General features: G+C 63.6%; 26 protein-coding genes. 11 read left to right on the top strand and 15 right to left on the bottom strand.

All coding sequences use genetic code 11. The annotated features are described in order from the left end of the window. The first annotated feature begins 24 nt into the window (after nucleotides 1–24). Nucleotides 25–1,761 carry a ubiquinone-dependent pyruvate dehydrogenase gene (poxB, locus tag J2S96_RS18985; RefSeq protein WP_306867040.1) on the top strand — a complete coding sequence of 579 codons (1,737 nt, stop codon included), beginning with the start codon at nucleotides 25–27 and terminating at the stop codon, nucleotides 1,759–1,761. A 19-nt stretch (nucleotides 1,762–1,780) separates the two neighbouring features. On the opposite strand, the gene J2S96_RS18980 is transcribed toward poxB, so the two are convergent. The 8 genes from J2S96_RS18980 to J2S96_RS18945 all read right to left on the bottom strand — a co-directional run bounded on the left by J2S96_RS18980 (nucleotide 1,781) and on the right by J2S96_RS18945 (nucleotide 7,823). Continuing rightward, nucleotides 1,781–3,502, bottom strand: coding sequence for a sialidase family protein (locus J2S96_RS18980; RefSeq protein ID WP_306867037.1), 1,722 nt, complete (start codon nucleotides 3,500–3,502; stop codon nucleotides 1,781–1,783). 39 nt (nucleotides 3,503–3,541) lie between these two features. Beyond that, nucleotides 3,542–4,303, bottom strand: a complete 762-nt coding sequence (locus tag J2S96_RS18975; RefSeq protein ID WP_306867032.1) for an ABC transporter permease — start codon at nucleotides 4,301–4,303, stop codon at nucleotides 3,542–3,544. Then, nucleotides 4,300–5,112: an ABC transporter ATP-binding protein gene (locus J2S96_RS18970; RefSeq protein ID WP_306867030.1), complete on the bottom strand. Its 813-nt coding sequence runs from the start codon at nucleotides 5,110–5,112 to the stop codon at nucleotides 4,300–4,302. Before J2S96_RS18970 ends, J2S96_RS18975 begins: the two co-directional genes overlap by 4 nt. Further along, nucleotides 5,109–5,489 (bottom strand): DUF1048 domain-containing protein, encoded by a 381-nt coding sequence (locus tag J2S96_RS18965; RefSeq protein WP_306867027.1) that lies wholly within the window; start codon nucleotides 5,487–5,489, stop codon nucleotides 5,109–5,111. Before J2S96_RS18965 ends, J2S96_RS18970 begins: the two co-directional genes overlap by 4 nt. Before the next feature lie 2 nt (nucleotides 5,490–5,491). Further along, nucleotides 5,492–5,821, bottom strand: coding sequence for a PadR family transcriptional regulator (locus J2S96_RS18960; protein WP_306867024.1), 330 nt, complete (start codon nucleotides 5,819–5,821; stop codon nucleotides 5,492–5,494). A gap of 100 nt (nucleotides 5,822–5,921) precedes the next feature. Beyond that, nucleotides 5,922–6,701, bottom strand: coding sequence for a 2-phosphosulfolactate phosphatase (locus J2S96_RS18955; protein WP_306867021.1), 780 nt, complete (start codon nucleotides 6,699–6,701; stop codon nucleotides 5,922–5,924). After that, nucleotides 6,698–7,567, bottom strand: a complete 870-nt coding sequence (locus tag J2S96_RS18950; RefSeq protein WP_306867018.1) for a DUF4031 domain-containing protein — start codon at nucleotides 7,565–7,567, stop codon at nucleotides 6,698–6,700. The genes J2S96_RS18955 and J2S96_RS18950 overlap by 4 nt, the downstream gene beginning before the upstream one ends. A 16-nt stretch (nucleotides 7,568–7,583) precedes the next feature. Beyond that, on the bottom strand, nucleotides 7,584–7,823 hold the full coding sequence (locus tag J2S96_RS18945; RefSeq protein WP_306867014.1) for a hypothetical protein: 240 nt from the start codon (nucleotides 7,821–7,823) through the stop codon (nucleotides 7,584–7,586). 81 nt (nucleotides 7,824–7,904) lie between these two features. Here J2S96_RS18945 and clpB point away from each other — a divergent pair, with 81 nt between their 5' ends. Beyond that, nucleotides 7,905–10,577, top strand: a complete 2,673-nt coding sequence (clpB, locus tag J2S96_RS18940) for an ATP-dependent chaperone ClpB (protein ID WP_306867011.1) — start codon at nucleotides 7,905–7,907, stop codon at nucleotides 10,575–10,577. Nucleotides 10,578–10,611: 34 nt separating this feature from the next. Here clpB and J2S96_RS18935 read toward each other — a convergent pair whose 3' ends face one another. After that, nucleotides 10,612–11,328, bottom strand: coding sequence for a septum formation family protein (locus J2S96_RS18935; protein WP_306867008.1), 717 nt, complete (start codon nucleotides 11,326–11,328; stop codon nucleotides 10,612–10,614). 221 nt (nucleotides 11,329–11,549) lie between these two features. Between J2S96_RS18935 and J2S96_RS18930 the strand changes: the two genes are divergently transcribed. After that, on the top strand, nucleotides 11,550–11,783 hold the full coding sequence (locus tag J2S96_RS18930; RefSeq protein WP_028265518.1) for a DUF3073 domain-containing protein: 234 nt from the start codon (nucleotides 11,550–11,552) through the stop codon (nucleotides 11,781–11,783). A 161-nt stretch (nucleotides 11,784–11,944) separates the two neighbouring features. On the opposite strand, the gene J2S96_RS18925 is transcribed toward J2S96_RS18930, so the two are convergent. Continuing rightward, nucleotides 11,945–12,136, bottom strand: coding sequence for a hypothetical protein (locus J2S96_RS18925; RefSeq protein ID WP_306867004.1), 192 nt, complete (start codon nucleotides 12,134–12,136; stop codon nucleotides 11,945–11,947). Nucleotides 12,137–12,162: 26 nt separating this feature from the next. Here J2S96_RS18925 and J2S96_RS18920 point away from each other — a divergent pair, with 26 nt between their 5' ends. Then, nucleotides 12,163–12,948: a VOC family protein gene (locus J2S96_RS18920; protein ID WP_306867001.1), complete on the top strand. Its 786-nt coding sequence runs from the start codon at nucleotides 12,163–12,165 to the stop codon at nucleotides 12,946–12,948. 71 nt (nucleotides 12,949–13,019) lie between these two features. Here the strand turns inward: J2S96_RS18920 and purM are convergent, their stop codons facing one another. The 3 genes from purM to J2S96_RS18905 all read right to left on the bottom strand — a co-directional run bounded on the left by purM (nucleotide 13,020) and on the right by J2S96_RS18905 (nucleotide 16,227). After that, complete coding sequence (purM, locus tag J2S96_RS18915; RefSeq protein ID WP_306866999.1) at nucleotides 13,020–14,180, bottom strand: phosphoribosylformylglycinamidine cyclo-ligase; 1,161 nt, start codon at nucleotides 14,178–14,180, stop codon at nucleotides 13,020–13,022. After that, nucleotides 14,177–15,796, bottom strand: coding sequence for an amidophosphoribosyltransferase (gene purF / locus J2S96_RS18910; protein ID WP_306866997.1), 1,620 nt, complete (start codon nucleotides 15,794–15,796; stop codon nucleotides 14,177–14,179). The genes purM and purF overlap by 4 nt, the downstream gene beginning before the upstream one ends. A gap of 62 nt (nucleotides 15,797–15,858) precedes the next feature. Next, entirely contained in the window at nucleotides 15,859–16,227 is a 369-nt protein-coding gene (locus J2S96_RS18905) for a hypothetical protein (RefSeq protein ID WP_306866994.1), read from the bottom strand. 135 nt (nucleotides 16,228–16,362) lie between these two features. Here J2S96_RS18905 and J2S96_RS18900 point away from each other — a divergent pair, with 135 nt between their 5' ends. The 6 genes from J2S96_RS18900 to J2S96_RS18875 all read left to right on the top strand — a co-directional run bounded on the left by J2S96_RS18900 (nucleotide 16,363) and on the right by J2S96_RS18875 (nucleotide 23,141). After that, complete coding sequence (locus tag J2S96_RS18900) at nucleotides 16,363–17,907, top strand: amino acid permease (protein ID WP_306866992.1); 1,545 nt, start codon at nucleotides 16,363–16,365, stop codon at nucleotides 17,905–17,907. Between the two features lie 58 nt (nucleotides 17,908–17,965). Continuing rightward, nucleotides 17,966–18,700, top strand: a complete 735-nt coding sequence (locus J2S96_RS18895; RefSeq protein WP_306866989.1) for a FadR/GntR family transcriptional regulator — start codon at nucleotides 17,966–17,968, stop codon at nucleotides 18,698–18,700. A gap of 98 nt (nucleotides 18,701–18,798) precedes the next feature. Further along, nucleotides 18,799–20,145, top strand: coding sequence for a glutamine synthetase family protein (locus J2S96_RS18890; RefSeq protein ID WP_306867103.1), 1,347 nt, complete (start codon nucleotides 18,799–18,801; stop codon nucleotides 20,143–20,145). Nucleotides 20,146–20,147: 2 nt separating this feature from the next. Further along, nucleotides 20,148–20,954 (top strand): gamma-glutamyl-gamma-aminobutyrate hydrolase family protein, encoded by an 807-nt coding sequence (locus tag J2S96_RS18885; protein ID WP_306866987.1) that lies wholly within the window; start codon nucleotides 20,148–20,150, stop codon nucleotides 20,952–20,954. Beyond that, nucleotides 20,951–22,315 (top strand): aldehyde dehydrogenase family protein, encoded by a 1,365-nt coding sequence (locus J2S96_RS18880; RefSeq protein ID WP_306866984.1) that lies wholly within the window; start codon nucleotides 20,951–20,953, stop codon nucleotides 22,313–22,315. The genes J2S96_RS18885 and J2S96_RS18880 overlap by 4 nt, the downstream gene beginning before the upstream one ends. 43 nt (nucleotides 22,316–22,358) lie before the next feature. Further along, nucleotides 22,359–23,141 (top strand): 3-oxoacyl-ACP reductase, encoded by a 783-nt coding sequence (locus J2S96_RS18875; protein ID WP_370873164.1) that lies wholly within the window; start codon nucleotides 22,359–22,361, stop codon nucleotides 23,139–23,141. A 79-nt stretch (nucleotides 23,142–23,220) separates the two neighbouring features. Here J2S96_RS18875 and uraH read toward each other — a convergent pair whose 3' ends face one another. Continuing rightward, entirely contained in the window at nucleotides 23,221–23,562 is a 342-nt protein-coding gene (uraH, locus tag J2S96_RS18870; protein ID WP_306866981.1) for a hydroxyisourate hydrolase, read from the bottom strand. Continuing rightward, nucleotides 23,559–24,089 (bottom strand): 2-oxo-4-hydroxy-4-carboxy-5-ureidoimidazoline decarboxylase, encoded by a 531-nt coding sequence (uraD, locus tag J2S96_RS18865; RefSeq protein WP_306866978.1) that lies wholly within the window; start codon nucleotides 24,087–24,089, stop codon nucleotides 23,559–23,561. The genes uraH and uraD overlap by 4 nt, the downstream gene beginning before the upstream one ends. Before the next feature lie 491 nt (nucleotides 24,090–24,580). On the opposite strand from uraD, the gene J2S96_RS18860 reads away from it, so the two are divergent. Beyond that, nucleotides 24,581–25,675 (top strand): pyridoxal-phosphate-dependent aminotransferase family protein, encoded by a 1,095-nt coding sequence (locus J2S96_RS18860; protein WP_306866975.1) that lies wholly within the window; start codon nucleotides 24,581–24,583, stop codon nucleotides 25,673–25,675. Nucleotides 25,676–25,800 lie beyond the last annotated feature (125 nt).

The raw sequence follows: 25,800 nt of genomic DNA, 5'->3' as shown, positions 1-25,800 counted from the left end.
GCCTCCCCTCGAAAGGAACAGTCCATGTCCGCCGCCCGGAACACCGTTGCCAAAAACATCGTCGCCACCCTCAAGGCCAACAACGTCCAGCGCGTCTACGGGATCCCCGGAGATTCGCTGAACGGATTCACGGACGCGCTGAGGGAGGACGAGAGCATCCGTTGGGTGCATGTCCGCCACGAGGAGGCCGCGGCGTTGGCGGCTGCCGCCGAGGCGGGCCTCACGAATGAACTTGCGGTGTGCGCCGGATCCTGCGGCCCGGGCAACTTGCACCTGATCAACGGCCTCTACGATGCCAACAAGTCCAGGGTTCCCGTGTTGGCGATCGCCGCCCACATTCCCAGCGAGGAGATCGGAAGCCAGTACTTCCAGGAAACGCACCCCCAGGAGCTGTTCCGGGAATGCAGCGTGTATGTCGAGCACGTGGCGCACCCTTCCCAGATGCCCAGGGTCTTGGAAATCGCCATGCGGACGGCCGTCGAGAAGCGGGGTGTCGCCGTCGTCGTCATTCCCGGCGACGTTGCCCTCGCGGAGGCGCAAAGCAACCGGACGGCCGTGATCCGGGCCGCGCGTCCGGAGATCAGGCCCAACCCCCGGGAACTCGCCGAAGCAGCGGACATTCTCAACACGGCCGGCAAAGTCACCATCCTGGCCGGTGCCGGTACGGCCGGTGCGCACGCCGAGGTCATGACCTTGGCGGACGCGCTGGGCGCGCCGATTGTCCACGCGATGCGCGGCAAGGAGCACATCGAATACGACAACCCGTTCGACGTCGGCATGACGGGACTTTTGGGGTTCAGCTCCGGTTATCGTGCCATGGAGAGCTGCGAGGCCTTGCTGATGCTGGGCACCGACTTTCCGTACCAGCAGTTCTACCCGGAGAACGCAAAGATCATCCAGGTGGACATCAGGGGCGAGCAACTCGGCCGGCGGTCCCGGATCGATCTTGGCCTTGTGGGCACCGTCAAGGACACAGCAGCCTCGCTCCTGCCCTTGATCGAGCGCAAGTCGAGGCGGACACACCTGAGTACTTCGCTCAAGCACTACGCCAAATCGCGCGCCAAACTCGACGACCTGGCCTCTCCGGCCAAGGATGGCCAGCCCATTCATCCTCAGTTCGTAGGCAGGCTGGTGGATCAGCTGGCAGCCCCGGATGCGGTTTTCACGTGCGACGTCGGTTCCCCCACCGTCTGGGCGGCCCGGTACCTCAGCATGAACGGACGACGCCGGCTGCTCGGCTCGTTCAACCACGGAACCATGGCCAACGCACTCTCGCACGGAATCGGTGCGGCTGCCGCGTACCCCGGCCGCCAGGTGGTGGCTTTGGCCGGGGACGGCGGCTTGACCATGCTGCTCGGCGAGCTGATCACCTTGGTCCAGAACAAACTCCCCGTCAAAGTGGTGGTCTTCAACAACTCCTCGCTGAACTTCGTGGAGCTCGAGATGAAGGCCGCGGGATTCGTCAATTACGGCACGGAGCTTGAGAATCCGGACTTCGCCAAGCTGGCAGAGTCGCTGGGCATTCGCGGAATACGGGTGGACAACTCATCCGGGCTGAGGGCGGGATTGGATGAAGCCTTTGCGCACGACGGCCCGGCCCTCATAGACGTCCGGACGGCCCGGCAGGAACTGTCCATTCCGCCGGCAATCAGCGCCGAGCAGGTCAAGGGCTTCACGCTCTACGCCATCCGGACGGTGCTCTCCGGCCGCGGCGATCAGCTCATCGACCTCGCCAAGACCAACATCCGCCAAATCTTCTGAACCGTCCCCCCGCGCGGAACTAGCCGGCTGTCACGGCTCCTGTGCGCAGATCGAAACTGAAGCTGCGCTCGGCGTCCCGCGCACCGCCGTCGTATGCCACCGCAAAAGTCAGCTCGAGAGATTCCCGCGCCAGATCCGCCTCGGTGATGGTGTAAACGGGCGTGAAGTACAGCGCTTCCGCTCCCGGCGCCAGGTCGGCGGGCGGGAAGTCCGCCGCGTTGGCGTGCGGTCCCAGGAGTACGACGCCGGACGCCGCTTGGGTGCCCAGGTTCCGGGCGCGCCCGGTGAAGGCGAGGATGTCCCCGGCCTTGTAGCCCGGAATGATGGGACCGTAGTTGAGGTCCTGGGCTTCGCGGGTTCCCAGGATCTGCGCTTGTTCCGCTGAGTAGCCCTGGCCGATTTCCTTCCACGTCCGAACGTCCCAGTCGCCGTCGTTGTCCGGGGAGATGGCGTGGAATTCGCCGGCGTTCTGCCACACAGCGGGTCGGCCGGGAGTGATGGAGCGCAGTTCCATGTGGAACTCGATGCCGCCGACGCCATGGGGACGCGACTGGTTTTCGGCCGCCGCGCAGGCCGGACGGGCCGGACCCGCCGGACCCAAAAGCTGCTCCGTCAGCTGCTCCGCCGGGACGGAAACGAAGACGATTTCGCGGTATCCCTGCCGCTCGTACAAAACGCCGATGTTGCCGTCCGGAAGCCGCGCCACCGTCGAGTAGGCCGAGCTGCCCTCGCACAGGACCAGCTTGGCGGGCCAGCTGTCCCCGTTATCCGGGGACAGGCTGAGGACCGTATTGCGACGCAGGGATGTGTCCTGGTTGTTGCTCGCCAGTAGCCAGCCGTTCGTGGCCGGGCCGGCCAGGGAAGCCACATTCGGCAGGCCGTCGAAGCGGACAAGTGAGCCATTGTCGCTCGGGTCGGGGAGGTCTTCCACCGCTTCCAGTCGGCTCCACGTCTCGCCGCCGTCATGGGAGATTGCTGCCAGGCGCCGGGGAGTTGCACGTGAATGCAGGAGGAGTCGGCCGTCGTCGAGGCACGCCACTTTGTTTTCGTTGGGGCCGATCCCGTCCGCGTTCTTTCCGATCAGCGAACCAAGGATCCAGCTCTCGCCGTGGTCGTCGCTGTAAGCGGAAGCCGCCATGATTTCTCCGTCCACGAGGACCACGAACTGCTGCACCAGGCGCCCGGCGAACGGACCGGTGTGCATCTGGATTCCCTGCCCGGCCGCGGCGAACACCCCGGTGATGCCGCGGTCGCCGGCACCGCGGCCCAGCTTGAGCTGATCGGTGAGCCGCCGGTGCTGCCAGGTGATCCCGTCGTCGTCGGAAAAGCTGAGATCGCAGTGCTGCACGTCGTCATCCGGTTCCAGGCCCCCTACTGCCTCGAAGAAACCGGCATGTGTCCCCGCGGCGTGGAACATGAAAATCCGGGCTGTCACTGTGTCCACCAACAGGCTGGGATCGCCGTAGCCGTGGAGCCCCGGGCCGCTGCGGACCACCCGCTGTTCCTCCCAGCTGCGGCCATTGTCCGTGCTGCGCCGGAGCAGGAGATCGATCGGATTGGGCAGATCGTCCAGGTTCGGCCGGCCGTCATAGGCGGCGAGTACAGTTCCCGCCGTCGAGACCGCCAGTGCGGGGATGCGGTACTGTCGGTAGCCTCCCGTACCGCGCACGGCCAGGACGTGCTCGACGTCGGGGCGGGCGTGCGGGATTTCGGCACCGGAGCGCTGGAGGTAGGAGGTCACACCTCCATGATACGAGACCGTTCGGGACTCTCCGGTTGATTAGCTGACCCTGCGCCGGTAAGCGGCCGCGGCGAAGAAGTACGCGAGAACGAGGATGCCGAGGCACCATGCGAGTGCGACCCATATATCGCTGCCGACCGGCCGTTGTCCAAAGAGATCCTGGATCGTGTTGACGATCGACGTGACCGGCTGGTTCTCGGCGAAGGCGCGCACGGGACCTGGCATGGTGGCGGTGGGAACGAACGCCGAACTGATGAACGGCAGGAAGATCAGCGGGTAGGAGAACCCGCCGGCGCCGTCCACGGACTTCGCTGTCAGGCCCGCGATGATTGCGAGCCAGGTAAGTGCAAGGGTGAACAGCGTCAGGATTCCCACGATGGCGAGCCATGCCAGCAGGCTGGCCGATGTCCGGAATCCCATGGCCAAGGCAACCAGCACAATGATCACGAGCGAAAGCCCGTTGGCGACCATGGAAGTCAGCACATGCGCCCACAGCACGGATGATCGTGCGATCGGCATGGACTGGAACCGCTCGAAAATGCCGCTCTGCATGTCGTAGAACAAGCGAACGGCGGTGTACGCGATGCCCGAGGCGATCGCGATCAGCATGATTCCCGGCAGCAGGTAGTTGACGTAGTTCTCCGTGCCTGTCCTGATCGCTCCGCCGAATACGTAGACGAACAGCAGCATGAGGGCGATCGGCGTGATCGCGGTGGTGATGATGGTGTCCGCGCTGCGGAAGATGTGACGCATGGAGCGGCCCAGCAGGACGCTCGTGTCTGCGAAGAAGTGTGTTCTCATGACTGCTCCTTGCTTGTTGCGGCAGTTGTCGCGGCCTTGCCCTCGTTGCCCACGAGTGCAAGGAAGACATCCTCCAGGGTGGGCTGCTTTTCGACGTACTCGGCTTTCGCCGGCGGGAGTAGTTGCTTGAGCTCGGCGAGGGTGCCATTCGCGATGATGCGCCCTTGGTGAAGAATGGCGATCCTTTCAGCAAGCTGTTCAGCCTCGTCGAGATACTGCGTGGTGAGCAAAACCGTTGTGCCTTGGGTGGCCAGATCCTTGATGATCTGCCATACGTCGATTCGTGCTTCGGGATCGAGTCCTGTGGTCGGTTCGTCAAGGAAAATGACCTTCGGGTGCCCGATCAGGCTCATGGCAATGTCAAGGCGGCGGCGCATGCCCCCTGAATACGTGGATACCTTTCGCAATGCTGCATCCGCCAGGTTGAAGCGTGCGAGAAGTTCATCAGCCACCTCGCGGGGATTCTCCAGATGCCGCAGCCTGGCTACCAGCACCAGGTTCTCGCGACCGGAGAGGATCTCGTCGACCGCTGCGAACTGCCCGGTCAGGCTGATGGATTCCCGGACCCGCAGAGGGTGCGTAGCCACATCGAATCCATTGACTGTGGCTGTCCCGGCGTCGGTCTTCAAGAGTGTGGACAGGATTTTCACCATCGTTGTCTTTCCTGCTCCGTTGGAGCCGAGAAGGGCGAAGATGCTGCCCGGTGCCACGTCGAAGTCCACGCCGCGCAGTACGTGCAAGTCCTTGTAGGACTTTTCGACGCTCCGCACTCGGATCGAGGGTTCGCGGGTGGTGGATGCGTTGGTCATGACCTCCCTTCCTTCCCATCGTCTCCGGCGGCGGCGTCGATCGCCTTGACCAGGCGTTCGCGCTCCTTGTTGATCCACTGACCGCCCGTGTAGTTGCGCATGAAGGTTTCCGCGAACTCCACCGGGTCGTCGCCGACGATCCCGCGGATCGGCGTTCCGTCCGCGGCGCTCTGTTCGAAGAGATCGGTGAGATCTCCGAGCATCCGCAGCAGCACATCGCCCTTGGCAATGGCCCCGAAGTACATCAGGTACCGCTCCAGCGCGGTCGCCGCCGCGCGGTAGTCCGCGGGAAGTTGCTCCAAGCGGGCCTTGTTTTGCCTGTATTGCTTCTTCTGTTCGAGCGATCCCGTGAGTTGCTCGATCCACCCTGCGGCCATGTTCACTTCCCTGCCTTCCGGAGCTGTTCCAGTCGCTCGGACAGGAAGCTCCACGTGTTCCAGAATTCGTCCAGTTCCTTCTCGCCCTGCTCGTTGAGCGAATACACCTTGCGCGGCGGTCCCTTCTCGGACGGCCGCTTCTCGACGTCGACGAGGCCTTTCTGCTCGATCCGGACGAGCAGCGCATACACGGTGCCCTCGGCGATCTCCGTGAAGCCCTGCCCCCGGAGCAGCGTCGTGATTTCGTACCCGTATGCAGGCTTCCCTGTCAGGAGAGCGAGAACGATGCCCTCCAGGGTCCCTTTGAGCATCTCCGTCATCTGCCTGCCCATCGGACGCCTCCATTCACTACTCAGTGTTGCTAGCTACTGGTACATAGTATCGCTAGGTAGTGGAATTGCAAGCCCCTGCGGAAACCACGCTGAAGCGCACTCAAATCCGCTGGAACGCGCCGTCCCTCAAGATGGCCACAGCGGTCCCGGCGTCAAGTTCGGCGGCGATCTCGACGTCGTCCGCGTATCCTGCGCCGATCAACTCCCGCCCGCTGGAACAGCCCCGCAGGGCGTCATGGAGCCGGGGCTCGGCAGCGTTGAACACGGCCATCGCTGCGTTGGCCTCCGGCGCGAAACCTTCCCTGCCGTCTTCCGGCGTGAATCCGCCCCGCCCTGCGGCAGCGAGACCGGCGAGGAAGGCGCCGGCCCCGATTTGATCCTCCAGGGCGGGCCGGAGCGAACCACCGGGCCATTGCTCGCCGGCTGCGATCACCGCCACCACTGCATCCGGGGCGAGTTCGGACGCCACCCAATCCGCAGTGGCGGCAGCGTTGCGCAGTGATACGGCCGCAATAAGGGAGACTTCCCGGGCGAGCTCGTGGGCGACGGAAGAGCCATTGGGTGAAGGCAATACGATGCGGCTCAACGTCCGCGCGTCCCGCAAGCTCGACGGCGAGAGGCTGAGCCCGCCTCCACCCCGCGGACCGGCCAGTTGGGCATCGTGGTGGGCGGCGAATTCCTCGGCCCCTGCATCCTTCCATGGGTAGGGGAACACCAACGCGCCGCGGTCGACGGCGACACTGACGCACGTGGTGAAGGACAGGATGTCAACCACGACGGCGAGGTCCGCTCCGGACGCAATGGAACGGGCGCCGTCGAGCCCCCACTCAAACCTCACCGTGAACGGAAGCTGCCGGTGCACCGTCCCCGCCGTGGTCATGACAGTTCGGCCTCCAGGTTGCGGCGGGCGCGATCCAGCCAGAGGCTTTTCGCGCGTTCGCTGTGGAAGAGCGGATCCAAGGCGAGCAGTTGGCGGACCACCGCGGCCCGGCCCGCGGCGAAGTCTGCGTCGCTCACGTGGGCGTAGTCTTCGCGGACGGCAACCAGGTAGCGGCGGTAATCCGCGGGTTCCGCGCCAAGGATGGACAGATCGGCGTCGCACAGGAGGGCGCCGGCGTGGTCTTCGGGTTCGGGGCTGTGGGTGGATGTCAGCCTGACCAGCCGGGCAACTTCGTCGATTGCCGGCCCGGGAAGCCCGGCAATGGCCAGGCGGTCCTCGGCCAGCCTTGCCGACTGCTCTTCGTCCTGCCCGGCAATTCCCTCGTAGACGGCGTCGTGGAACCAAGCGGCCAGAGCCACTGAGTGTGCAGGCGTCCCGGGTTCGGTAAGGAGATCCAAGGCTTCCAGGACCGCCAACAAGTGCGTGCGGCTGTGGTACTTCCGATGCTTCTCGCCCCAGCGTTCGAGGAGCTCGAAACCCAGCTCCTCATGTCCCGGAAGGGTCGAATTCCAGCGTTCCAGCAACGGCACAGTGAGGGCCTTGCTGCGTTGGCGGGCGGGAATCCGCAAGCCGCTCGCGATCAGTTTGCGCACCAAAATCCGGGCCTCCACGGGGATGGCGCCGGCGGACAGGAGATCCTGGTAGCGGCGTTCCGGGACGTCGTAGTGGTCGCCGTCGAAGGCGCGCTCAGGAATCCCCGCGGCCATGGCAAAGGCATGCAGCTCCTCAAGCGAGGTGTCCGAGACGAGGTGGGAAAACACAGTTCCGTGCGCGGGCCACAGCGGGGGATCAAGATAGACGGCCATGGCCTGTGCCCGAGGACTACGGGTTTTTCCGAGTGGTGACGCGGGTGCCGTCCCCTTCGGGCGCGGCCGGAACCAGTGCATTGCGAGTGACTGTGAAGGGTGCCATGTGCATATCGTACGGCGCTTCGGCGGCGTCGTGGGTTCGGGCCGAGGGCTGCGTTCCGGCCCGCAGCCCTCGGCCCGCACCAACGTTTTCGACCGGGAGGCGCCGCGCCGCCCCGGGGCTATGGACAGCCGTTTCGCCGTCGGCAAACATGGAGCAGGTGTACTGCGCTCGCAAAGTTGAGCATAATAGACTCAACTTTGAAATAGTCATTTTCCCGGAAGGAGCTCATCCATGGACGTCAAATTCACCACCAAGAGCCAAGAGGCTCTTTCCGCGGCGGCCATGAACGCCTCCACCGCAGGAAATCCGCAGGTGGAGCCGGCCCACCTGCTCAAAGCGCTCATGGACCAGCGCGAAGGCGTCGCGGTGGCGCTTTTGCGCGCCACCGGAGCGGATCCGGATGCCGTCAGCGTGCAGGCGAGTTCGGCGATCAAGGCACTGCCGGCGTCATCGGGCAGTTCCGTGCAGCAAGCGCAACTTTCGCGACCTGCCATGCAGGCCATCCAGGCTGCCCAGAACGAGGCAGAGAAGCTCGGCGATTCGTTTGTGTCCACTGAGCACCTCCTTTTGGGCCTTTCTGCAGGGAGCGATGCCGTAGGAAAGCTATTGCGCGACGCCGGTGCCTCCCATGAGGCGCTTCTCGCCGCAGTCCCGGGTGTCCGTGGCGACCGGAAGGTCACCTCGCAGGACCCGGAAAATACGTTCCAGGCGTTGGAGAAATACGGCACCGATCTCACGGCCGTGGCACGTTCGGGCAAGCTGGATCCCGTGATCGGGCGGGACAGCGAAATCCGGCGGGTCATCCAGGTCCTGAGCCGTCGAACCAAGAACAACCCCGTGCTGATCGGTGAGCCCGGCGTCGGCAAGACCGCCGTTGTCGAAGGCCTCGCCCAACGCATGGTGGCCGGGGACGTTCCGGAAAGCCTGCGGGGCAAGACCCTGATCGCCCTGGACCTTGCGTCCATGGTGGCCGGCGCGAAATACCGCGGCGAGTTCGAGGAACGGCTTAAGGCCGTGCTGGAGGAAATCAAGAACTCCGACGGGCAAATCGTCACCTTCATCGACGAAATCCACACAGTGGTGGGAGCCGGTGCCACCGGTGAAAGCGCCATGGACGCAGGCAACATGCTCAAACCAATGCTGGCCCGCGGCGAGCTGCGGCTCATCGGCGCCACCACCCTGGACGAGTACCGCGAGAATATCGAAAAGGACCCTGCCCTTGAACGCCGTTTCCAGCAGGTCTACGTGGGTGAGCCGAGCGTGGAGGACACGATCGGCATCCTCCGCGGCCTCAAGGAACGCTATGAGGCCCACCACAAGGTAGCGATCGCAGACTCCGCCCTCGTCGCCGCCGCCACGCTCTCCAACCGCTACATCTCGGGCCGTCAGTTGCCGGACAAAGCGATCGACCTCGTGGACGAGGCAGCGTCACGGCTACGCATGGAGATCGACTCCGCTCCGGAGGAAATCGACCAGCTTCGCCGGTCTGTGGACCGGCTCACCATGGAGGAACTGGCCCTCGCCCGCGAAACGGACGCCGCTTCCGTGGAACGCCTCGCGGCGATCCGTGCGGACAAGGCGGACAAGGCGGAAGCCTTGGCGGCGTTGAACGCCCGTTGGGAAGCTGAGAAGGCCGGACTCAACCGCGTTGGCGACCTCAAGGCGAAAATCGACGAATTGCGTTCCGCCGCCGAAAAGTACCAGCGCGAGGGCGATCTCGAAGCTGCTTCCCGCATCCTCTACGGTGAGCTGCCGGCGTTGGAGCGCGAACTCAGCGCCGCGGCCGAGGAAGAGTCCGCCCGGGAAGAACGCGGCGAAGCCAAGCCTGCCCTCATGGTCGCGGAAGAGGTGACAGCGGACGATATTGCCGAGGTCATCTCGGCTTGGACCGGCATCCCCGCCGGCCGCATGTTGCAGGGAGAATCCCAGAAGCTGCTGCACATGGAAGAGGAGCTCGGCAAGCGGCTGGTCGGCCAATCCAAGGCCGTGACGGCCGTTTCCGATGCGGTCCGCCGCGCCCGCGCAGGCATCAGCGACCCCAACCGCCCCACGGGTTCCTTCCTCTTCCTGGGCCCCACCGGGGTCGGCAAGACCGAGCTGGCGAAGGCGCTGGCCGACTTCCTGTTCGACGACGAACGGGCCATGGTGCGGATCGACATGTCCGAATACGGTGAGAAGCACTCCGTGGCGCGGCTGGTCGGTGCCCCTCCCGGTTACGTAGGCTATGAGGAAGGCGGACAGCTGACTGAAGCGGTCCGCCGCCGCCCGTACTCCGTGATCCTGCTTGATGAAGTGGAGAAGGCGCACCCGGAGGTGTTCGACATCCTCCTGCAAGTGCTCGACGACGGTCGCCTCACCGACGGGCAGGGCCGCACCGTGGACTTCCGGAACACCATCCTGGTGCTGACCTCAAACCACGGTAGCCAGTTCCTTGTGGATCCGACCCTGGACGCCACGGCGAAGCGAAATGCGGTCATGGCTGTGGTCAACGCGTCCTTCAAACCGGAGTTCCTCAACCGGCTCGACGAGATTGTCCTCTTTGATCCCCTGAGCGTGGACGAGCTTGCCAGGATCGTCGAGCTGCACGTGGGCGAGCTCACCAAGCGCCTGCACGACCGCCGGCTCACCCTTGAAGTCAGTGACGGCGCCCGCGCTTGGCTCGCGATGTCGGGCTACGATCCCGCCTACGGCGCCCGTCCGTTGCGGCGGCTGGTTCAACGCGAGATCGGCGACCGCCTGGCCAAGGAGATCCTCGCGGGTCACATCGCGGACGGCGACACCGTGCTGGTGGACACCGCGGCCGACGTCGACGAGCTCACCATCGAGGGTCTCGAAGCTTTGGCGGGTTCCGACGGCGGGGCTCCTGCGGGTAACGGCCTGAGGGTGCGGCGTGCACCCAACTGAGAACTGCCAGCTGCCTGGGCTGTAAGCTGCGGGGCTACTTCTGGAGGATGGATTCCTTGAGTGTGTTTCCTGAGTTCACCACGATGAAGCAGTCCACTCGGCGGTCACCGTTGTTCCAACTGGTGGCGCTTGGGTACACGTTCTGCTGAAGGAGCGGGTACTTGGTGGAGGCTTCATTGAGCATCACATCACGGCAGATTTCGCGACCTTTGTCACGCAAGGCAGTGGCCCCGGGGAAACTGTCATCAGCCTTGTACCGGAAAACAGCGCCTAGCTGGGCCGAATGGTCGGTGTTGCAGTCCACCACCCTGGACTTGGTGGCGTTCGAGTCGAAATCGGCGAAGCAGTCGCCCAGCTGGTAATCCTTTGCCTCGACGTCTGCCGGGAGGGGGCCGCGGCTGCTGGACGTGGACGGTGCAGGGGCAGGACCGGCCGCTGGATGGTTGGCCAAGGCCCCAAGGATGACCCAGATGACTACGCCGATGAGGATCAACACGGCAAGCACAATGCCGCCAATGATGAGCCGATAACGCGTCCTGGCGTCCAGTGCGCTCCGCAGGGATTGCCCTTCTTCGGGGGGAAAGCCGTCGGCGGGCCCGGGTTTGCCAGGAACACCATTTTCCGCGTAGATGCCAGAAACCCGCGGATCTTCGGTCCCTGAACCAGGGTCTACCGGTGACTCGTTGCCGGCTGTACCGTTGTTGCCCGGGATGGTGTTGTCCTGGCCCATGTCTGAGTTTGCGCCTTTCATGCGTGCGGCCCGATATTAGGGCGACTCTACCCAAGTTTTTCATGCCGCTGGTCGGTGATGCTGCCGGGTGGAACTGTGACGGCGGTTTCGCGGAGGTCATGGCAAGCAGTTGCTCCAGAAAGCATGTAATCTAGACATACGACAAATTGACCAAACATTCCGGGGCCTCACCGATCGCCAAGGTGACCACCTCCGGTCCAAGTACAAAAGGGGGTCACGCCATGGGGCGCGGCCGTCAAAAGGCAAAAGCTACCAAGCAGGCTCGGGACATCAAGTATTACTCCCCGAACACTGACTATTCGGCCCTCCAGCGCGAGCTGACCGGGCCATCAAGTCGTGCGACGAGCCGATTCGCGGATGATCCGCCGGAGCCGGACTACTCGGCTTACGAGGACAAGTACGCACAGGACTTGGAAGACGATGACGACGAGGTAGACACCCGCCGCATCGGATAGCTGTAGCAACAATCAGGTGCCTTTCGGCATCGAGTTGCGTACCGCCGTCGTACACGAAGTCATTTGACATCTCCGGATGCCACCCAAAATGATCAAGCCCGTAGGGCGCCACTTTTGGCATGCCCTGCGGGCTTTTTCGTCCTCTTTTTCCCTTTTCCCGCTCAGTCCTTTTGGTGGCACAAATCCAGCAGCGGGATGAGTGCCTCGAGGTCATTGGCGCGGGCAGCGGCGAGGATCTTTCGGTGATCGTTTGCCACACGCTCAAGCTTGGCGTCATCCAGTGGATAGGAGCGGCTAATGAGCCGCTGGACAGGGTTGTCCCAGACGCCCTCCAGCTTGGAGCGCCGGCACATGCCGGCATCTCAACAAAGGGACAGCAATGCCGCAGGTTGATAGCTACAAGCAGGGAACTCCATGTTGGGTGGACCTGTCATCGTCGGACATTGAGGCTTCCAAGGCTTTCTACGGCGATCTATTCGGCTGGGAATTGGACGCGATGGACGCCGGCAACGGCGGCACGTACTACATGGCCAAGCTGCAGGGCTGCTACGTTGCGGGCATGATGCAGCAGATGCCGGACATGGCTGCGGCCGGGATGCCGTCATACTGGGCTAACTACCTCGCAGTCGATTCTGTCGATGAGGCCGCAGGGCGTGCCACGGCGGCACGCGGAAACATCCTCTTCCCGCCGGACGACGTCCCCAACGGCAGTGGCCGGATGTTTTTCGCTGCCGATCCCACCGGCGCGCAGATTGGCTTCTGGGAGGCCGGAAACCACCACGGGGCCGGCTTGGTCAACGAACCGGGCACGGTGATCTGGAGCGAGCTGCAGACAAACGACGTCGCCAAGGCCGTGGCCTTCTACGAAAGCGTGACGGGATGCTCCAGTGAGGCGGCTGCGGCGGGCGATCTCCAGGAGTACACCCAGCTCGTGGTGGACGGCAAGGCCGTGGCCGGCGCCATGAAGCAGCCCATGGAGGGCATGCCGCCGTTCTGGATGACCTACTTCAATGTTGCGGACGTCAACGAGTCCGTCGCGAAGGCGGTGGAACTCGGAGCCCAGGTCTTCGCGCCTGCCTTCGATGTCCCCGGTGTCGGCCGCATGGCGGTTCTCGGCGATCCTGCCGGAGCAGCCTTCAGCGTGATGGCCGGCGAAAGCTCTTAGGCTTAAGCGAAAGTGCCCACCCAAATGGCCAGAACGGTCATTGGGTGGGCACTCGTTTGAGCTAAGAACCCTTAGGCGTAAGCGTTCACCAGGCGCACGGCTCCGCCGTCGACGCCCTTGGCGCCCTGGACATAGTCCGGGCCGCTCTTGTCCACGGACGAGGAATCCGCCGCAACAGTACCCATGACCCACGACGGCAGGCCGCGTTCGTTGAGGCGCGCCACGGCGGCGTCGGCGATTTCGGGGGACACGATGGCCACCATGCCGACACCGAGGTTGAGAGTGCGCTCGAGGTCGGCGAGCGGCACGTTGCCGAGCTCGGAGACCAGTTTGAAGATGGCCGGCAGTTCCCATGTGGCGCGGTCAACCGTGGCAACGAGGCCCTGCGGCAGGACACGGGCCAGGTTGGCTGCCAAGCCGCCCCCGGTGACGTGGCTGAAGCCGTGCACGGCGCCGGGCGCAGCCGCGAGGCCGTTGATCGGGAAAGCGCGGGCGAGGTCCAGGCAGTCGGCGGCGTAGACACGGGTGGGCTCAAGCAGTTCTTCGCCCAGGGTGCGGCCCAGCTCGGAGACCTGGCGGTCCAGGGCCCAGCCGGCGTGGTTGATCACGCGGCGAACCAGGGAGTACCCGTTGGAGTGCAGGCCCGAGGAGGCCATGCCGATCACGACGTCGCCTGCGCGGACCCGGTCCGGGCCAAGCAGGGCATCGGCTTCGACAACACCGGTAGCTGCGCCGGCGACGTCGTACTCGTGTTCACCCAGCAGGCCCGGGTGCTCAGCGGTTTCGCCACCCACCAGGGCAGTGCCCGCGACGGAACAGGCCGCCGCGATGCCGCGGACGATGTCCGCGATGCGCTCGGGGACAACCTTTCCGCAAGCGATGTAGTCGGTCATGAAGAGCGGCTCGGCGCCGACCACCACGATGTCGTCCACCACCATGCCGACCAGGTCGAAACCGATCGTGTCGTGGATGTCCATGGCCTGGGCGATCGCTACCTTGGTGCCCACGCCGTCGGTGGACGTGGCCAGCAGCGGCTTCTTGTACGTCAGCAGCTTGGAGACGTCGTACAGGCCGGCGAAGCCGCCGACGCCGCCGAGCACAGAGCTGTTGTGGGTCGCCTTGACGGCGTCCTTCATGAGTTCGACGGCGCGGTCGCCTGCCTCGACGTCGACGCCGGCCGACGCGTAGGTGATGCCCGTTGTGTTATCAGCGGCGGAGGATGCGGGGGTCATACAGACTCTTTCTTATCGGCGTCGGTCAGCAGGTTCTCAAACTCGGCGTCGGGTCCGGGATCGCAGCCCGTGGCGCCGGGCTTGTTGGCCGGGTCGTCCGAGTCCGCGGTGACGGCTTCGGGGGAGGTGCCCGACGTCGGCAGCTCGCCGAGGTCGGTGCGCTCCAGGAGGTTTTTGCCCAGTTTGTCCGAGCCCGGAAGTGCGATGGGGTACTGGCCGGTGAAGCAGGCAGTGCAAAGGCGTTCGCGTGGCTGCTGGGTGGCGCCGATCATGCCGTCTTCGGAAATGTAGGCCAGCGAGTCTGCTCCAATGGCCTGGGAGATTTCCTCGATCGTGGCACCGTTGGCGATCAGTTCAGCGCGGGATGCGAAGTCGATGCCGTAGAAGCAGGGCCACTGGACCGGCGGTGAGGAGATTTTGACGTGGACGGCCGCGGCGCCGGCCTCGCGGAGCATCCGGACGATGGCCCGCTGGGTGTTGCCGCGAACGATCGAGTCGTCCACCACCACCACGCGCTTGCCCCGGATCACTGATTCGAGGGCGTTGAGCTTGAGCCGGATTCCGAGCTGGCGCAAGGTCTGTGAAGGCTGGATGAACGTCCGGCCAACGTAGGAGTTCTTGACGAAGCCGTGCGCGAACGGGATGCCGGATTCTTCGGCGTAGCCCACTGCTGCCGGAGTTCCGGACTCGGGGACGGGGATGACGATGTCCGCTACCTGGGTGTTTTCGCGGGCCAACTGGCGGCCCATCTCCACGCGGGATTCGTACACGGAGCGCCCGGCAATGGAAGCGTCGGGGCGCGCAAGGTAGACATACTCGAAAACGCAACCGGCGGGCGTCGCTTCCGCGAAACGCCGGGAGCGGACGCCGTTCTCGTCAATGGCGATGAACTCGCCGGGTTCGATCTCGCGGATGAAGCTCGCACCGACGGTGGCCAGCGCAGACTGCTCCGAGGCGACAACCCAGCCGCGCTCGAGGCGGCCAAGGCACAGGGGGCGGATGCCGAAGGTGTCGCGGGCGGCGTAGAGGGTGCCTTCGTCCATGAACACGAAGCAGAAACCGCCCCGGATCTTGGGAAGCAGTTCAAGCGCGGTCTCTTCGAGGGTCTTGCCCTCTTCGCCTTCGAGGAGGGCGGTGACCAAGGCGGTGTCCGAGGTGTTGCCCTGCTTCATTTCTCCGGTCAACTGACCGCCGTTGAGTTCGAGGATCATTTCCCGGAGCTCGGCAGTGTTGGTCAGGTTGCCGTTGTGCGCGAGGGCAACGGTCCCCGTAGCGGTTGCGCCCAAGGTGGGCTGCGCATTGGCCCAGTGGCTTGCTCCGGTGGTGGAGTAGCGGCAGTGGCCCACGGCAAGGTGCCCGGTGAGGGTGTTGAGGGTCGTCTCGTCGAAGACCTGGGACACGAGGCCCATGTCCTTGTAGACATTGATGCGCTTGCCGTCACTGGTAGCAATACCAGCCGATTCTTGTCCGCGGTGCTGCAGCGCATACAGCCCGTAATAGGTGAGTTTTGCTACTTCTTCGCCCGGCGCCCAGACCCCGAAGACGCCACAAGCGTCCTGAGGTCCTTTTTCGTCGGGGAGAAGATCATGAGAAAGTTTTCCGTCGCCACGTGCCACTGGTCAATTGTCGCATGATGTTGGCGTGGTACTTTCCCCCACGCGGCATTGTGACCGGGATCCTATGCTTCGGGATCGTGCTCTGTGGGGTTGGGTACGGACTCGACGACGGCCCGCTGGGAGCGACGCACGCTGACCTTGTCCAGGACGAGTGCCGTGATGGCACCCAACAAGACGCCACCCGCGGCGAAGGATACGAGGAAGAAGCCGAAGACCGCCCCGGTGTCGAAACTTTCGTCCCCGGGGATCCCATAGGCCACGAATGCGGCGACAATGATGCCAATCACGCCGCCCAGGCCCATGAAGGGAACGAACTTCGGCGCGCGGCGGACTGTGATCCCGCGACGCTCCGGGGTGCTGTTTGGTGACGTGCCGTTTTGTGACGTGCTCTTTTGTGACGTGCCGCCGGTGTTCGAGTCCTCAGAAACCATGCCTTCCAGCCTACCGTTCCGGGACGGTTGGTTTGTGGTCTGAAGTCAGACCATTGACAGATAGATGTGAAGTAGGTCACTATCGATGCGAGCGGTGTCGGCCCGCTCCCCCTTCCGTTTAGAAAGAGAATAATCATGAGTGATCGTTCTACGGCAGCGAAGGTGCAGGCTGTGCAAGACGCAGATGCTGCCGCCCTCGCGGAGCTTGGCTACAAGCAAGAGCTACATCGCGGCATGTCCGGCTTCTCCAATTTCGCAGTCTCGTTTTCCATCATTTCGATCCTGGCTGGCTGCATCACATCCTTCAGCATTGCGCTCAAGTCCGGCGGCCCGGCCGCCATCAACCTCGGGTGGCCGATCGTTGGCCTCCTGGTCTTGTGCGTGGCCCTTTCAATGGCCGAGGTATGCTCCCGATACCCCACAGCCGGCGGACTGTATTTCTGGGCGGGCAGGCTCGCCAAACGCAACAAGAGGGCCTGGGCCTGGTACGTCGGTTGGTTCAACTTCCTCGGTGAAGTAGCCGTCACGGCTGCAATCGATTTTGGATGCGCCACAACAATGATGGCTTTCGCGGCTCTGACTTTCGGGGTCGAGCCCACAGCTGGCGGTACGTTCGCACTGTTCGTCGTCCTGATGGTCATCCACGCCCTGCTCAACAGTTTCGGCGTCAAAATTGTCAGTTTCCTCTCCAATGTCTCCGCATGGTGGCACATTGTGGGCGTCGCGATCATCGTTGCCGCCCTGTGGATCATGCCTACGAACCACCAGTCCTTCGACTGGACGATGACGGCGTGGCACAACGAAACCGGCTTCACCTTCGGGCCGTATGTCTTCCTCATGGGCCTGCTCATGTCGCAGTACACCTACACCGGCTACGATGCTTCGGCCCACGTCGCCGAAGAGACCAAGAACGCAGCCATCGCGGCCCCGAAGGGGATCGTGATGAGCGTGGTTATCTCCGTCATTGGTGGCTGGATCCTGCTCTACTCACTCGTTGCGGCGATACCGGACGGCTCAGAGGAGGGCCTGACCACCCTTGGAGCCACGGCAACCGGATTGCCCCCGGCACAGATTTTCCTGGATGCGCTGGGCAACCCCGGCGTAGCCAAGTTCCTGCTCGCCATCGTGGTGGGAGCACAGTTCTTCTGCGGAATGGCATCAGTGACCGCCAACTCACGCATGACCTACGCTTTCTCCCGCGACAATGCACTGCCGGGTTCCCGTATTTGGGCCCAGGTCAATGCCCGGAGCGGCACCCCCACTAATTCAATCTGGCTCTGCGTCGGCTGCGCGATCGTGCTAGCTTCGCCTGCGCTGTTCAATACCACCGCCTATTTTGCCGTGACGAGCGTCGCCGTCATCGGCCTCTACATCGCGTACATCACCCCGGTGTTGCTCCGCAGGCTCAACAAGGACTTCGTGCCGGGCCCGTGGCATCTGGGCAAGTGGAGCCCACTCATCAACTGGATAGCGATTGTGTGGGTCGCCATCATCGTGATTCTCTTTGTTCTTCCACCCGTCGCGGATATCACCATCGACACCTTCAACTACGCGCCAATCGCCGTCGTGGTCGTCTTCCTCCTGGCCACCGTGCTTTGGTACACGACCGGGCGCCGGACGTTTATGACGAGCGCCGAGCAAGAGCACCTTACGATCGACGCAGATAAGCTGCTCAGCTAGCCCAACCATGGGCCGCCGGCGGTTCCCCGCCGGCGGCCTCCCAGCCAGGAAGGCCGCCATGTTCCTCGTTGAACCTATTGAATCCCCCCTACTGGAGACGGTTCTGCTTCCGGTGCGCGGACACATGGCTTTCGAGTCGTGCGTCGAGCATTTGGGATCGGCAATTCAGCTGGGGATCTTCAAAACCGGCGAACGCCTCCCGCCCGAGCGTGACTTGGCCGAGCGCATGCAGGTCTCCCGGGCCACGCTGCGTGAAGCGATCAGCGCATTGCGCGCCGCGGGCTTCGTCACGACCGTCCGGGGGAGGGGCGGCGGAACCATCGTGGAACCGGTCGACAATGCGCGGCCGCCTGAGCGGCTCGACAACAAGGACCGGCAGGAGGAAATCAGCGACATCCTCATCTTCCGTTCGGTGATTGAGCCCGGAGCCTGCCAGCGGGCGGCGTCGCTGCGGTTGAATGAGGATCAGCGCCGGCTTCTCACTGATTCCCTGGCTGAGGTTGAAAACGCGGGTTCACCCGTGGAATACAGGCAAGCAGATGCCCGCCTCCACCTGGCTTTCTCCGCTGTGGCGGGCTCGTCCGAACTCAATAAGGCCAGCACCACCATCCAGACAAAGATCCACGAGTTCCTGGCGGAAATCCCCTTCCTGCAACGGAACATCGAGCATTCAAACCAGGAACATCGATTGATAGTGCAGGCCATCCTCGACGGCGAACCTGCAGCGGCCCGAAGCGTCATGGAATTGCACTGCGAGTCCACTGCCGCACTACTCAAGGGACTACTGAAATGAGCGTCACAATGAGCACCACGATGAAGGACAATCTGAACGACAATCCGAAGGACAATCTGAACGACATATCGACTACCGTCCACCCGCGCAATGACCGGATGCTCACCGTTGAGCAACTCAAGGCGCAGATTGGCGCGGGCGCCGTGGACACCGTCATTCTGGGCTTCACAGACATGCAGGGCAGGCTGCAAGGCAAGCTTCTTCACGCCCAATTCTTCCTGGATTCGGTCCTGGAGCATGGCACCGAGGGCTGCAATTACCTCCTTGCCGTCGACACCGAGATGAACACCGTGGATGGCTATGACATTTCCTCGTGGGAAAAGGGCTATGGAGACATGCTCTTCGACATGGATTTGGAGACCATCCGCGTCCTTCCGTACCGGGAGGGCAGCGTGCTGATCCAGTGCGATCTGTCCACTACCGACGGCACTCCGGTCTCTGTTTCACCCCGAACGATGCTCAAGCGCCAGGCGGCCAAAGCGGCCGAACGCGGCTGGAAGGCACTTGCCGGAACCGAGCTGGAGTTTGTGGTCTACAACGACTCCTACGAGCAGGCGTGGGAGCTGGACTACAAGCACCTCACCCCTGCCAATCAATACAACGTTGACTACTCGCTCCTGGGATCCGGCCGTGTGGAACCTCTTCTTCGCCGGATCCGGAACGATATGTACGCGGCCGGCATGACCGTTGAATCAGCCAAAGGTGAATGCAACTTCGGCCAGCACGAGATCGCGTTCAAGTACGACGAAGTGGTCACGACGGCCGACAACCACTCCGTCTATAAGACCGCGGCCAAGGATATCGCCCATGACATGGGCCAATCCATTACCTTCATGGCCAAGCCCAACGAGCGCGAGGGCAACTCCTGCCACATCCACCTTTCGCTCCGCGGACTCGACGACGAGCTGGTTTTCTGGGACAAAGCCACCGGTGCCCGCACTAAAACCTACGATCACTTCATCGCCGGCGTGCTTGCCACGATGCGGGAATTCACGCTCTTCTACGCTCCCAACATCAACTCGTACAAGCGGTTCGTGAAGGGCTCGTTCGCCCCGACGGCGGTGGCCTGGGGCCTTGATAACCGCACCTGCTCGGTGCGTCTGGTAGGGCATGGCCAGAGTGCCCGGCTGGAAAACCGGCTGCCGGGTGGTGACGTCAACCCGTATTTGGCGTTGTCGGCCATGCTTGCCGGCGGGCTTTACGGAATCGAGAATGAGCTCGAACTCGAATCCGCAACAAGTGGCAACGCCTACACTTCGGGCGCTCCCACCGTGCCGACGACGATGCGGGAAGCCCGCGATCTGTTCGCCGACTCCGTGATCGCCAAGGAAGTTTTCGGCGAGGAAGTGGTGCGGCACTATGTGAACTACGCCGACGTCGAACTGGCAGCTTTTGAGTCCGCCATTACGGACTGGGAGCTCCGCCGCGGTTTCGAAAGGCTCTAGGCATGACTGGGAATCAAACGCGCGCCGAGGCGCCAGGCTCGCTCCCGAGGCCTCGGATCGCCTTGACCACCTACCTGCAAGACGCGAGATGGGGGGTTTGGGATGCGCAGGCAGCGGTGCTGCCGGCGACATATTTGGAAGCAGTCGTGGCAGCTGGCGGCACACCTGTCCTTCTGCCGCCTATCGGCACGGATACTTCGGTCCTTGACTTCGTGGATGGCCTGGTTGTGGTGGGCGGAGCCGACGTCGACCCCGGAAAGTACGACGCCGAGCCTCACCCAACCACTCGCAGCCAGCCCGCCCGGGACGAGCACGACATCGCCTTGACGCTGGCCGCATTGGAGAAGGGAGTTCCTCTCTTTGCAATCTGCCGCGGCGCGCAAATCCTGAACGTGGCCTTGGGCGGAAACCTCATCCAGCACGTGCCGGACGTCCTGCCCGACGCCAACTACCAACCCGCACCTGGGGTCCATGGGGAAGTTGAGTTCGGTACCCAGCCGGGGAGCATCATCGCTGGGCTGCTGGGCGAACGGGCATCGGCGCCGGTCTATCACCACCAAATTCTGGACCGGGTGGCTGAGGGGCTTTGTGTCACGGCTTACGCGGCGGACGGCACCATCGAGGCCGTGGAGTCGACCCAGGGGAGTTGGGCGTTGGGCGTTCAGTTTCACCCTGAACAAGATCGTTCCGACCTGCGCCTCTTTGAAGGATTCGTTGATGCCGCCAGGAGATACCGGGACGGCGAAGATGACGCTGGGCGCCTCGAGCCAGCGACGGAATTCAAACCGACAGAAAAGAGCTGGACGTGAGTGCCACAACTTTTGACATCATCAATCCGGCCACCGAGGAATTCCTTCAAACCGTTGAACTGGCATCCCTCGCGGAGACCGACGCACTGATTGCTCGCGCGGCTGCCGCTTTTGAGGGTTGGCGGAAGGTGTCGCCGTCGGACCGGGCGCTGCTCTTGCGCCGGTTCGCGGCCGCTGTCGACGCCGATCTGGAGAACCTCGCACAACTGGAAGTCCGCAACGCGGGCCACACCGTCGGCAATGCCCGCTGGGAAGCGGGCAATGCACGCGATGTGATCAGCTATTACTCGGCGGCTCCCGAGCGGCACTTCGGGCGGCAGATCCCTGTTGCCGGCGGCCTCGATGTGACGTTCCACGAGCCACTGGGCGTCGTCGGCATCATTGTCCCTTGGAACTTTCCCATGCCGATCGCGGCGTGGGGCTTCGCGCCGGCGCTCGCGGCGGGCAACACCGTGGTCCTCAAACCCGCCGAACTTACGCCGCTGACGGCCATCAGGTTGGGAGAGCTGGCCCGCGAGGCCGGACTGCCCGACGGCGTGCTGACGATCATCCCGGGAAAGGGGTCCGTGGTGGGCGCCCGCTTCGTGAGCCACCCCGCGGTGCGAAAGGTCGTCTTCACCGGGTCTACCGGGGTTGGCAAGCAGATCATGGCCGGTTGTGCCGATCAAGTGAAGCGGGTGACGCTCGAGTTGGGCGGCAAGAGCGCGAACATCGTGTTCGCTGACGCCGACCTTCAGGCCGCGGCCGCCGCAGCCCCCGGCGGTGCTTTCGACAACGCCGGCCAGGACTGCTGCGCCAGGTCCCGGATCTTGGTGGAAAAGTCGGCCTACGATAGTTTCCTGGAACTCTTGGAGCCCGCCGTCCGGGCTGTCAAAGTTGGCGACCCTGCGGATGAAAGTACCGTCATGGGTCCGTTGATTTCCGCCCGGCAACGCGAAACCGTCGCGGGCTTCGTGCCTTCGGGAGCACCCATAGCCTTCCAAGGTGAGGTGCCCGAAGGGCCCGGTTTCTGGTTCCCGCCCACGGTCCTGGCTCCCGACTCCTTCGACGATCCGGCGGTGCGCGAGGAGATCTTCGGACCGGTCGTCGTCGTCGTACCCTTCAAGGACGAGGCGGACGCGGTGCGGATCGCCAACGACACCGAGTACGGGCTCTCGGGATCGATTTGGACCCAGGATATTGGCCGTGCCTTGCGTGTGGCCCGTGGAGTGGATTCCGGAAACCTCTCGGTGAACTCCCATTCTTCAGTCCGGTATTCGACGCCGTTCGGCGGCTTCAAGCAATCGGGCCTGGGCCGCGAACTGGGTCCCGACGCGCTCGATTCCTTCAGCGAAGTCAAGAACGTTTTCATCGCGCACTGAACCGACAACTTCGTAGAGCCCCATCATTTAAGGAGAGATCACCATGACCGAATTCATTTCGAACCGACTCAAGGACCGCACGGCCGTCATCACCGGCGGCGGCAGCGGGATCGGCTTGGCCACGGCAAAGCGTTTCGCTTCGGAGGGTGCCAACGTGGTCATTGCCGACATCGATCCTTCAGCCGGGGAAGCAGCCGCGGCCGCCGTTGACGGGATCTTCGTGAAGGTCAACGTCACGGACGAGCAGGAAGTCATCGACCTCTTTGCCGCGGCCAAGAGCCACTATGGCAGCGTGGATATCGCGTTCAACAACGCGGGTATTTCGCCCCCCGACGATGCTTCGATCCTCGACACCGGAATCGACGCCTGGCGTAGGGTCCAGGAGGTCAACCTGACGAGCGTCTATTACTGCTGCAAGTACGCGCTGCCGTACATGCTGGAGCAGGGCAAGGGCTCGATCATCAATACCGCTTCCTTCGTGGCCGTGATGGGCGCGGCCACTTCGCAGATTTCCTACAGCGCGTCCAAGGGTGGCGTGCTGGCGATGACCCGCGAGCTCGGCGTCGAATTCGCCCGTAAGGGTGTGCGGATCAACGCCTTGTGCCCAGGACCGGTAAATACCCCGTTGCTGAAGGAACTCTTCGCCTCCGATCCGGAGCGGGCAGCGCGCCGCTTGGTCCATGTGCCCTTGGGCCGCTTCGCCGAGCCCGAGGAACTGGCCGCGTCGGTGGCCTTCCTGGCGAGCGACGACGCCTCGTTCATCACCGCGTCGACCTTCATGGTTGATGGCGGAATCTCCGGAGCGTACGTCACCCCGATCGACTAGCGCTCGGTTTGCGTCTGTCGATTGCTCCGTAACGGTCCTTTTGGGGCCTGAAAACGACTGTTACGGAGCAATCGACGCGTTAGCTGCCCCGGTATGTGGAGAAGGCGAAGGGGCTGAGCAGGAGCGGCACGTGGTAGTGCTCGCCGGCGTCGGACACCGTGAAGCTCAAGTCCACTTCCGGGAAAAAGGTGTCCACGCCTTGGGCCTTGTAATACGGGCCGGTTGCGAAATTCAGCCGGTAACTGCCGCCGTCGACCCTCTCAGGACCCAGGTCCTTGATCCGGCCGTCCGCATCGGTGGTGCCGCTAGCCACGGGCCTCCAGGTGTCGCCGTCGCGCACTGACAGCACGACGGCGACACCGGCGGCCGGGCGTCCGGAACCGGTGTCGAGGATGTGGGTGGTTATCTGGGAAACGCTCATTTGTGGGTGGCTCCTTCGCTGCTCACACTGGATTCGCTGACTATGCCGGCAAGGCGCAGCAACGCGATTTCGCGCAACTGGGCCGCCACGATGGTGTCTTCCTCTTCCGCGGTGTGGGCCAGGCGCTCTTGGAGGGTGGCAAGGATTTCCTTGGCGGTCCGGCCCGCGGCGCGGATCAGGAAGACGCGGCCGAACTTGGCTTCGTATTCAAGGTTGCCTTCGGCCAAAGCGGTGACGATGCCGTCATCGCCGGGGTCGACGCCGGCCTGTTCGGAGCGTGACATCGCGGCTTCGGTGGTCTGGGCCTTGGGCCGTTCGCCGATCCTCGGGTGGTGGGCCATCGCGGCCGCCACTTCGTCTGGGGTGAACGGCTCGGCGGTCTCCCGGGCGAAGTCCAGCAAAGAGTCCAAGTCACGGAAGGGGCGCGCATCCGCGACGTGCTCCACCCAACGTTGGATGTCGAGGCATGGGCGGAGGACGGCGATGGCGTCCGTGCGGTCCACGCTGTTGAATGTTTCAAGCTGCATGCTTGTTCGTTCCTCGTGCGAGTGCTGGCATCCATGGTGTCGGCTATGCGGAACTCCGGCGATTTATGCCGGATGAGCCTGCGCGTCTCCGCTCTCGGGCTTTCCACATCATGGAACTGTTATTTCAGCATACGTAATAGTCAATCCAATGACCGCCTTGGTGTCAAGAGAATACCGCACCCCGGTCCTCCGGGCCCGCCCCCGGGACGCCCGGTCACCTCCAGCGGTATTTCCCGGGACGCCCGGTCACCTCCAGCGGTATTTCCCGGGACGCCCGGTCACCTCCAGCGGTGTTTCCCGGGACGCCCGGTCACCTCCAGCGGTGTTTCCCGGGACGCCCGGTCACCTCCAGCGGTGTTTCCCGGGACGCCCGGTCACCTTTGGTGGCTTTTAGTGAAACGCTCGCTCACGTTTGGTGGCTTTTACTGAAACGCTCGCTCACGTTTGGTGGCTGATGGACAATGTCAGCAACGAGCCAAAGGAGTTCCGCCATGCCAGAGGTCCTGACTTCCCGGTATCTTTTCGGACCGGGCCCCAGCAATTGCTATCCGGAAGTGACCGCCGCATTGGCGTATCCGGTGATCGGGCATCTGGATCCGTTGTTCATAGAGCGCCTGGACCGGACGTGCGCCGGGCTTCGGGCGGTGTGGGGGACCCGGAATTCACGTACCCTGCCGTTGAGTGCCACTGGCTCCGGCGGCATGGAGGCGGCCTTCGTGAATACAGTGTCCGACGGCGACGTCGCAGTCATTGCCGTCAATGGGCTTTTCGGAGAGCGCATGTGCGAGGTCGCGCGACGCTGCGGGGCCACAGTGGTGCGCGTCGATCACGAGTGGGGCCAACCCGTGGATGCGGAGCGCGTGCTCGCAGCGCACCCGCATCCCAAGGTGATTGCCGCCATTCATGCCGAAACCTCCACAGGTGTCCTGTCCGACGTCGCTCCCCTGGGCGCTGGCAAGGGTGATGCCCTTCTGATCGTGGACGCGGTGACGTCAATCGGCGGACTGGAACTCCAGGCTGATGAGTGGGGGATCGACGTCGGGTATGCCGGGACGCAGAAATGCCTGGGCGTGCCTCCTGGTTTGTCCCCGTTCACGGTGTCCCAGCGCGCTTTCGAACGGCGTATCAGGGATCCGCGCTCCTGGTACCTGGATATCGGGCTTCTGGGCGGGTATGTCGGCGCGGCGAGTGGCAGCCGAACCTATCACCATACGGCGCCGGTGACCATGATCGCCGGGCTTGAGGCCGGATTGGACCGCATCTTGGCAGAGGGGCTCACGGCAGTCCAGGCACGGCACCAGGCCGCCGCGGCCGAGTTGCGAGATGGCCTTGAAGTGATGGGGCTTGAGTTGTTCGCCGCGGAGGGTTCCCGATTGCCGAGCCTCACCACGGTCAAAGTGCCCGACGGCGTCAGTTCAGCGGGGGTCAGGTCTTACCTTCTGGAGAACTTCAGTATCGAGATTGGCGCGGGGGCGGGTGCGTTCGCCTCGAGTGTTTGGAGGATCGGCATGATGGGGCCGAATGCCAACCGGGCATCTGTGCAGCTGGTTCTCGGGGCGTTGGCGGAAGCGATCGCCAAGGCCTGACGCCAGCTCACGAATGACCGGATAACTCCTGGCGGGTTCAGGGGGTCGTTGCAACGCCTGAGTGGTTGGTGGTGTTGTGGGACGTTTTGGTCGGCCTGAGGTTCGGCGTGAATTGGTTCGGGTGT

Origin of the sequence: Arthrobacter bambusae (genome assembly GCF_030812595.1) — a bacterium.
Taxonomy (GTDB): Bacteria; Actinomycetota; Actinomycetes; order Actinomycetales; family Micrococcaceae; genus Arthrobacter; species Arthrobacter bambusae_B.
This window is presented reverse-complemented; position numbering and strand designations above follow the sequence as displayed.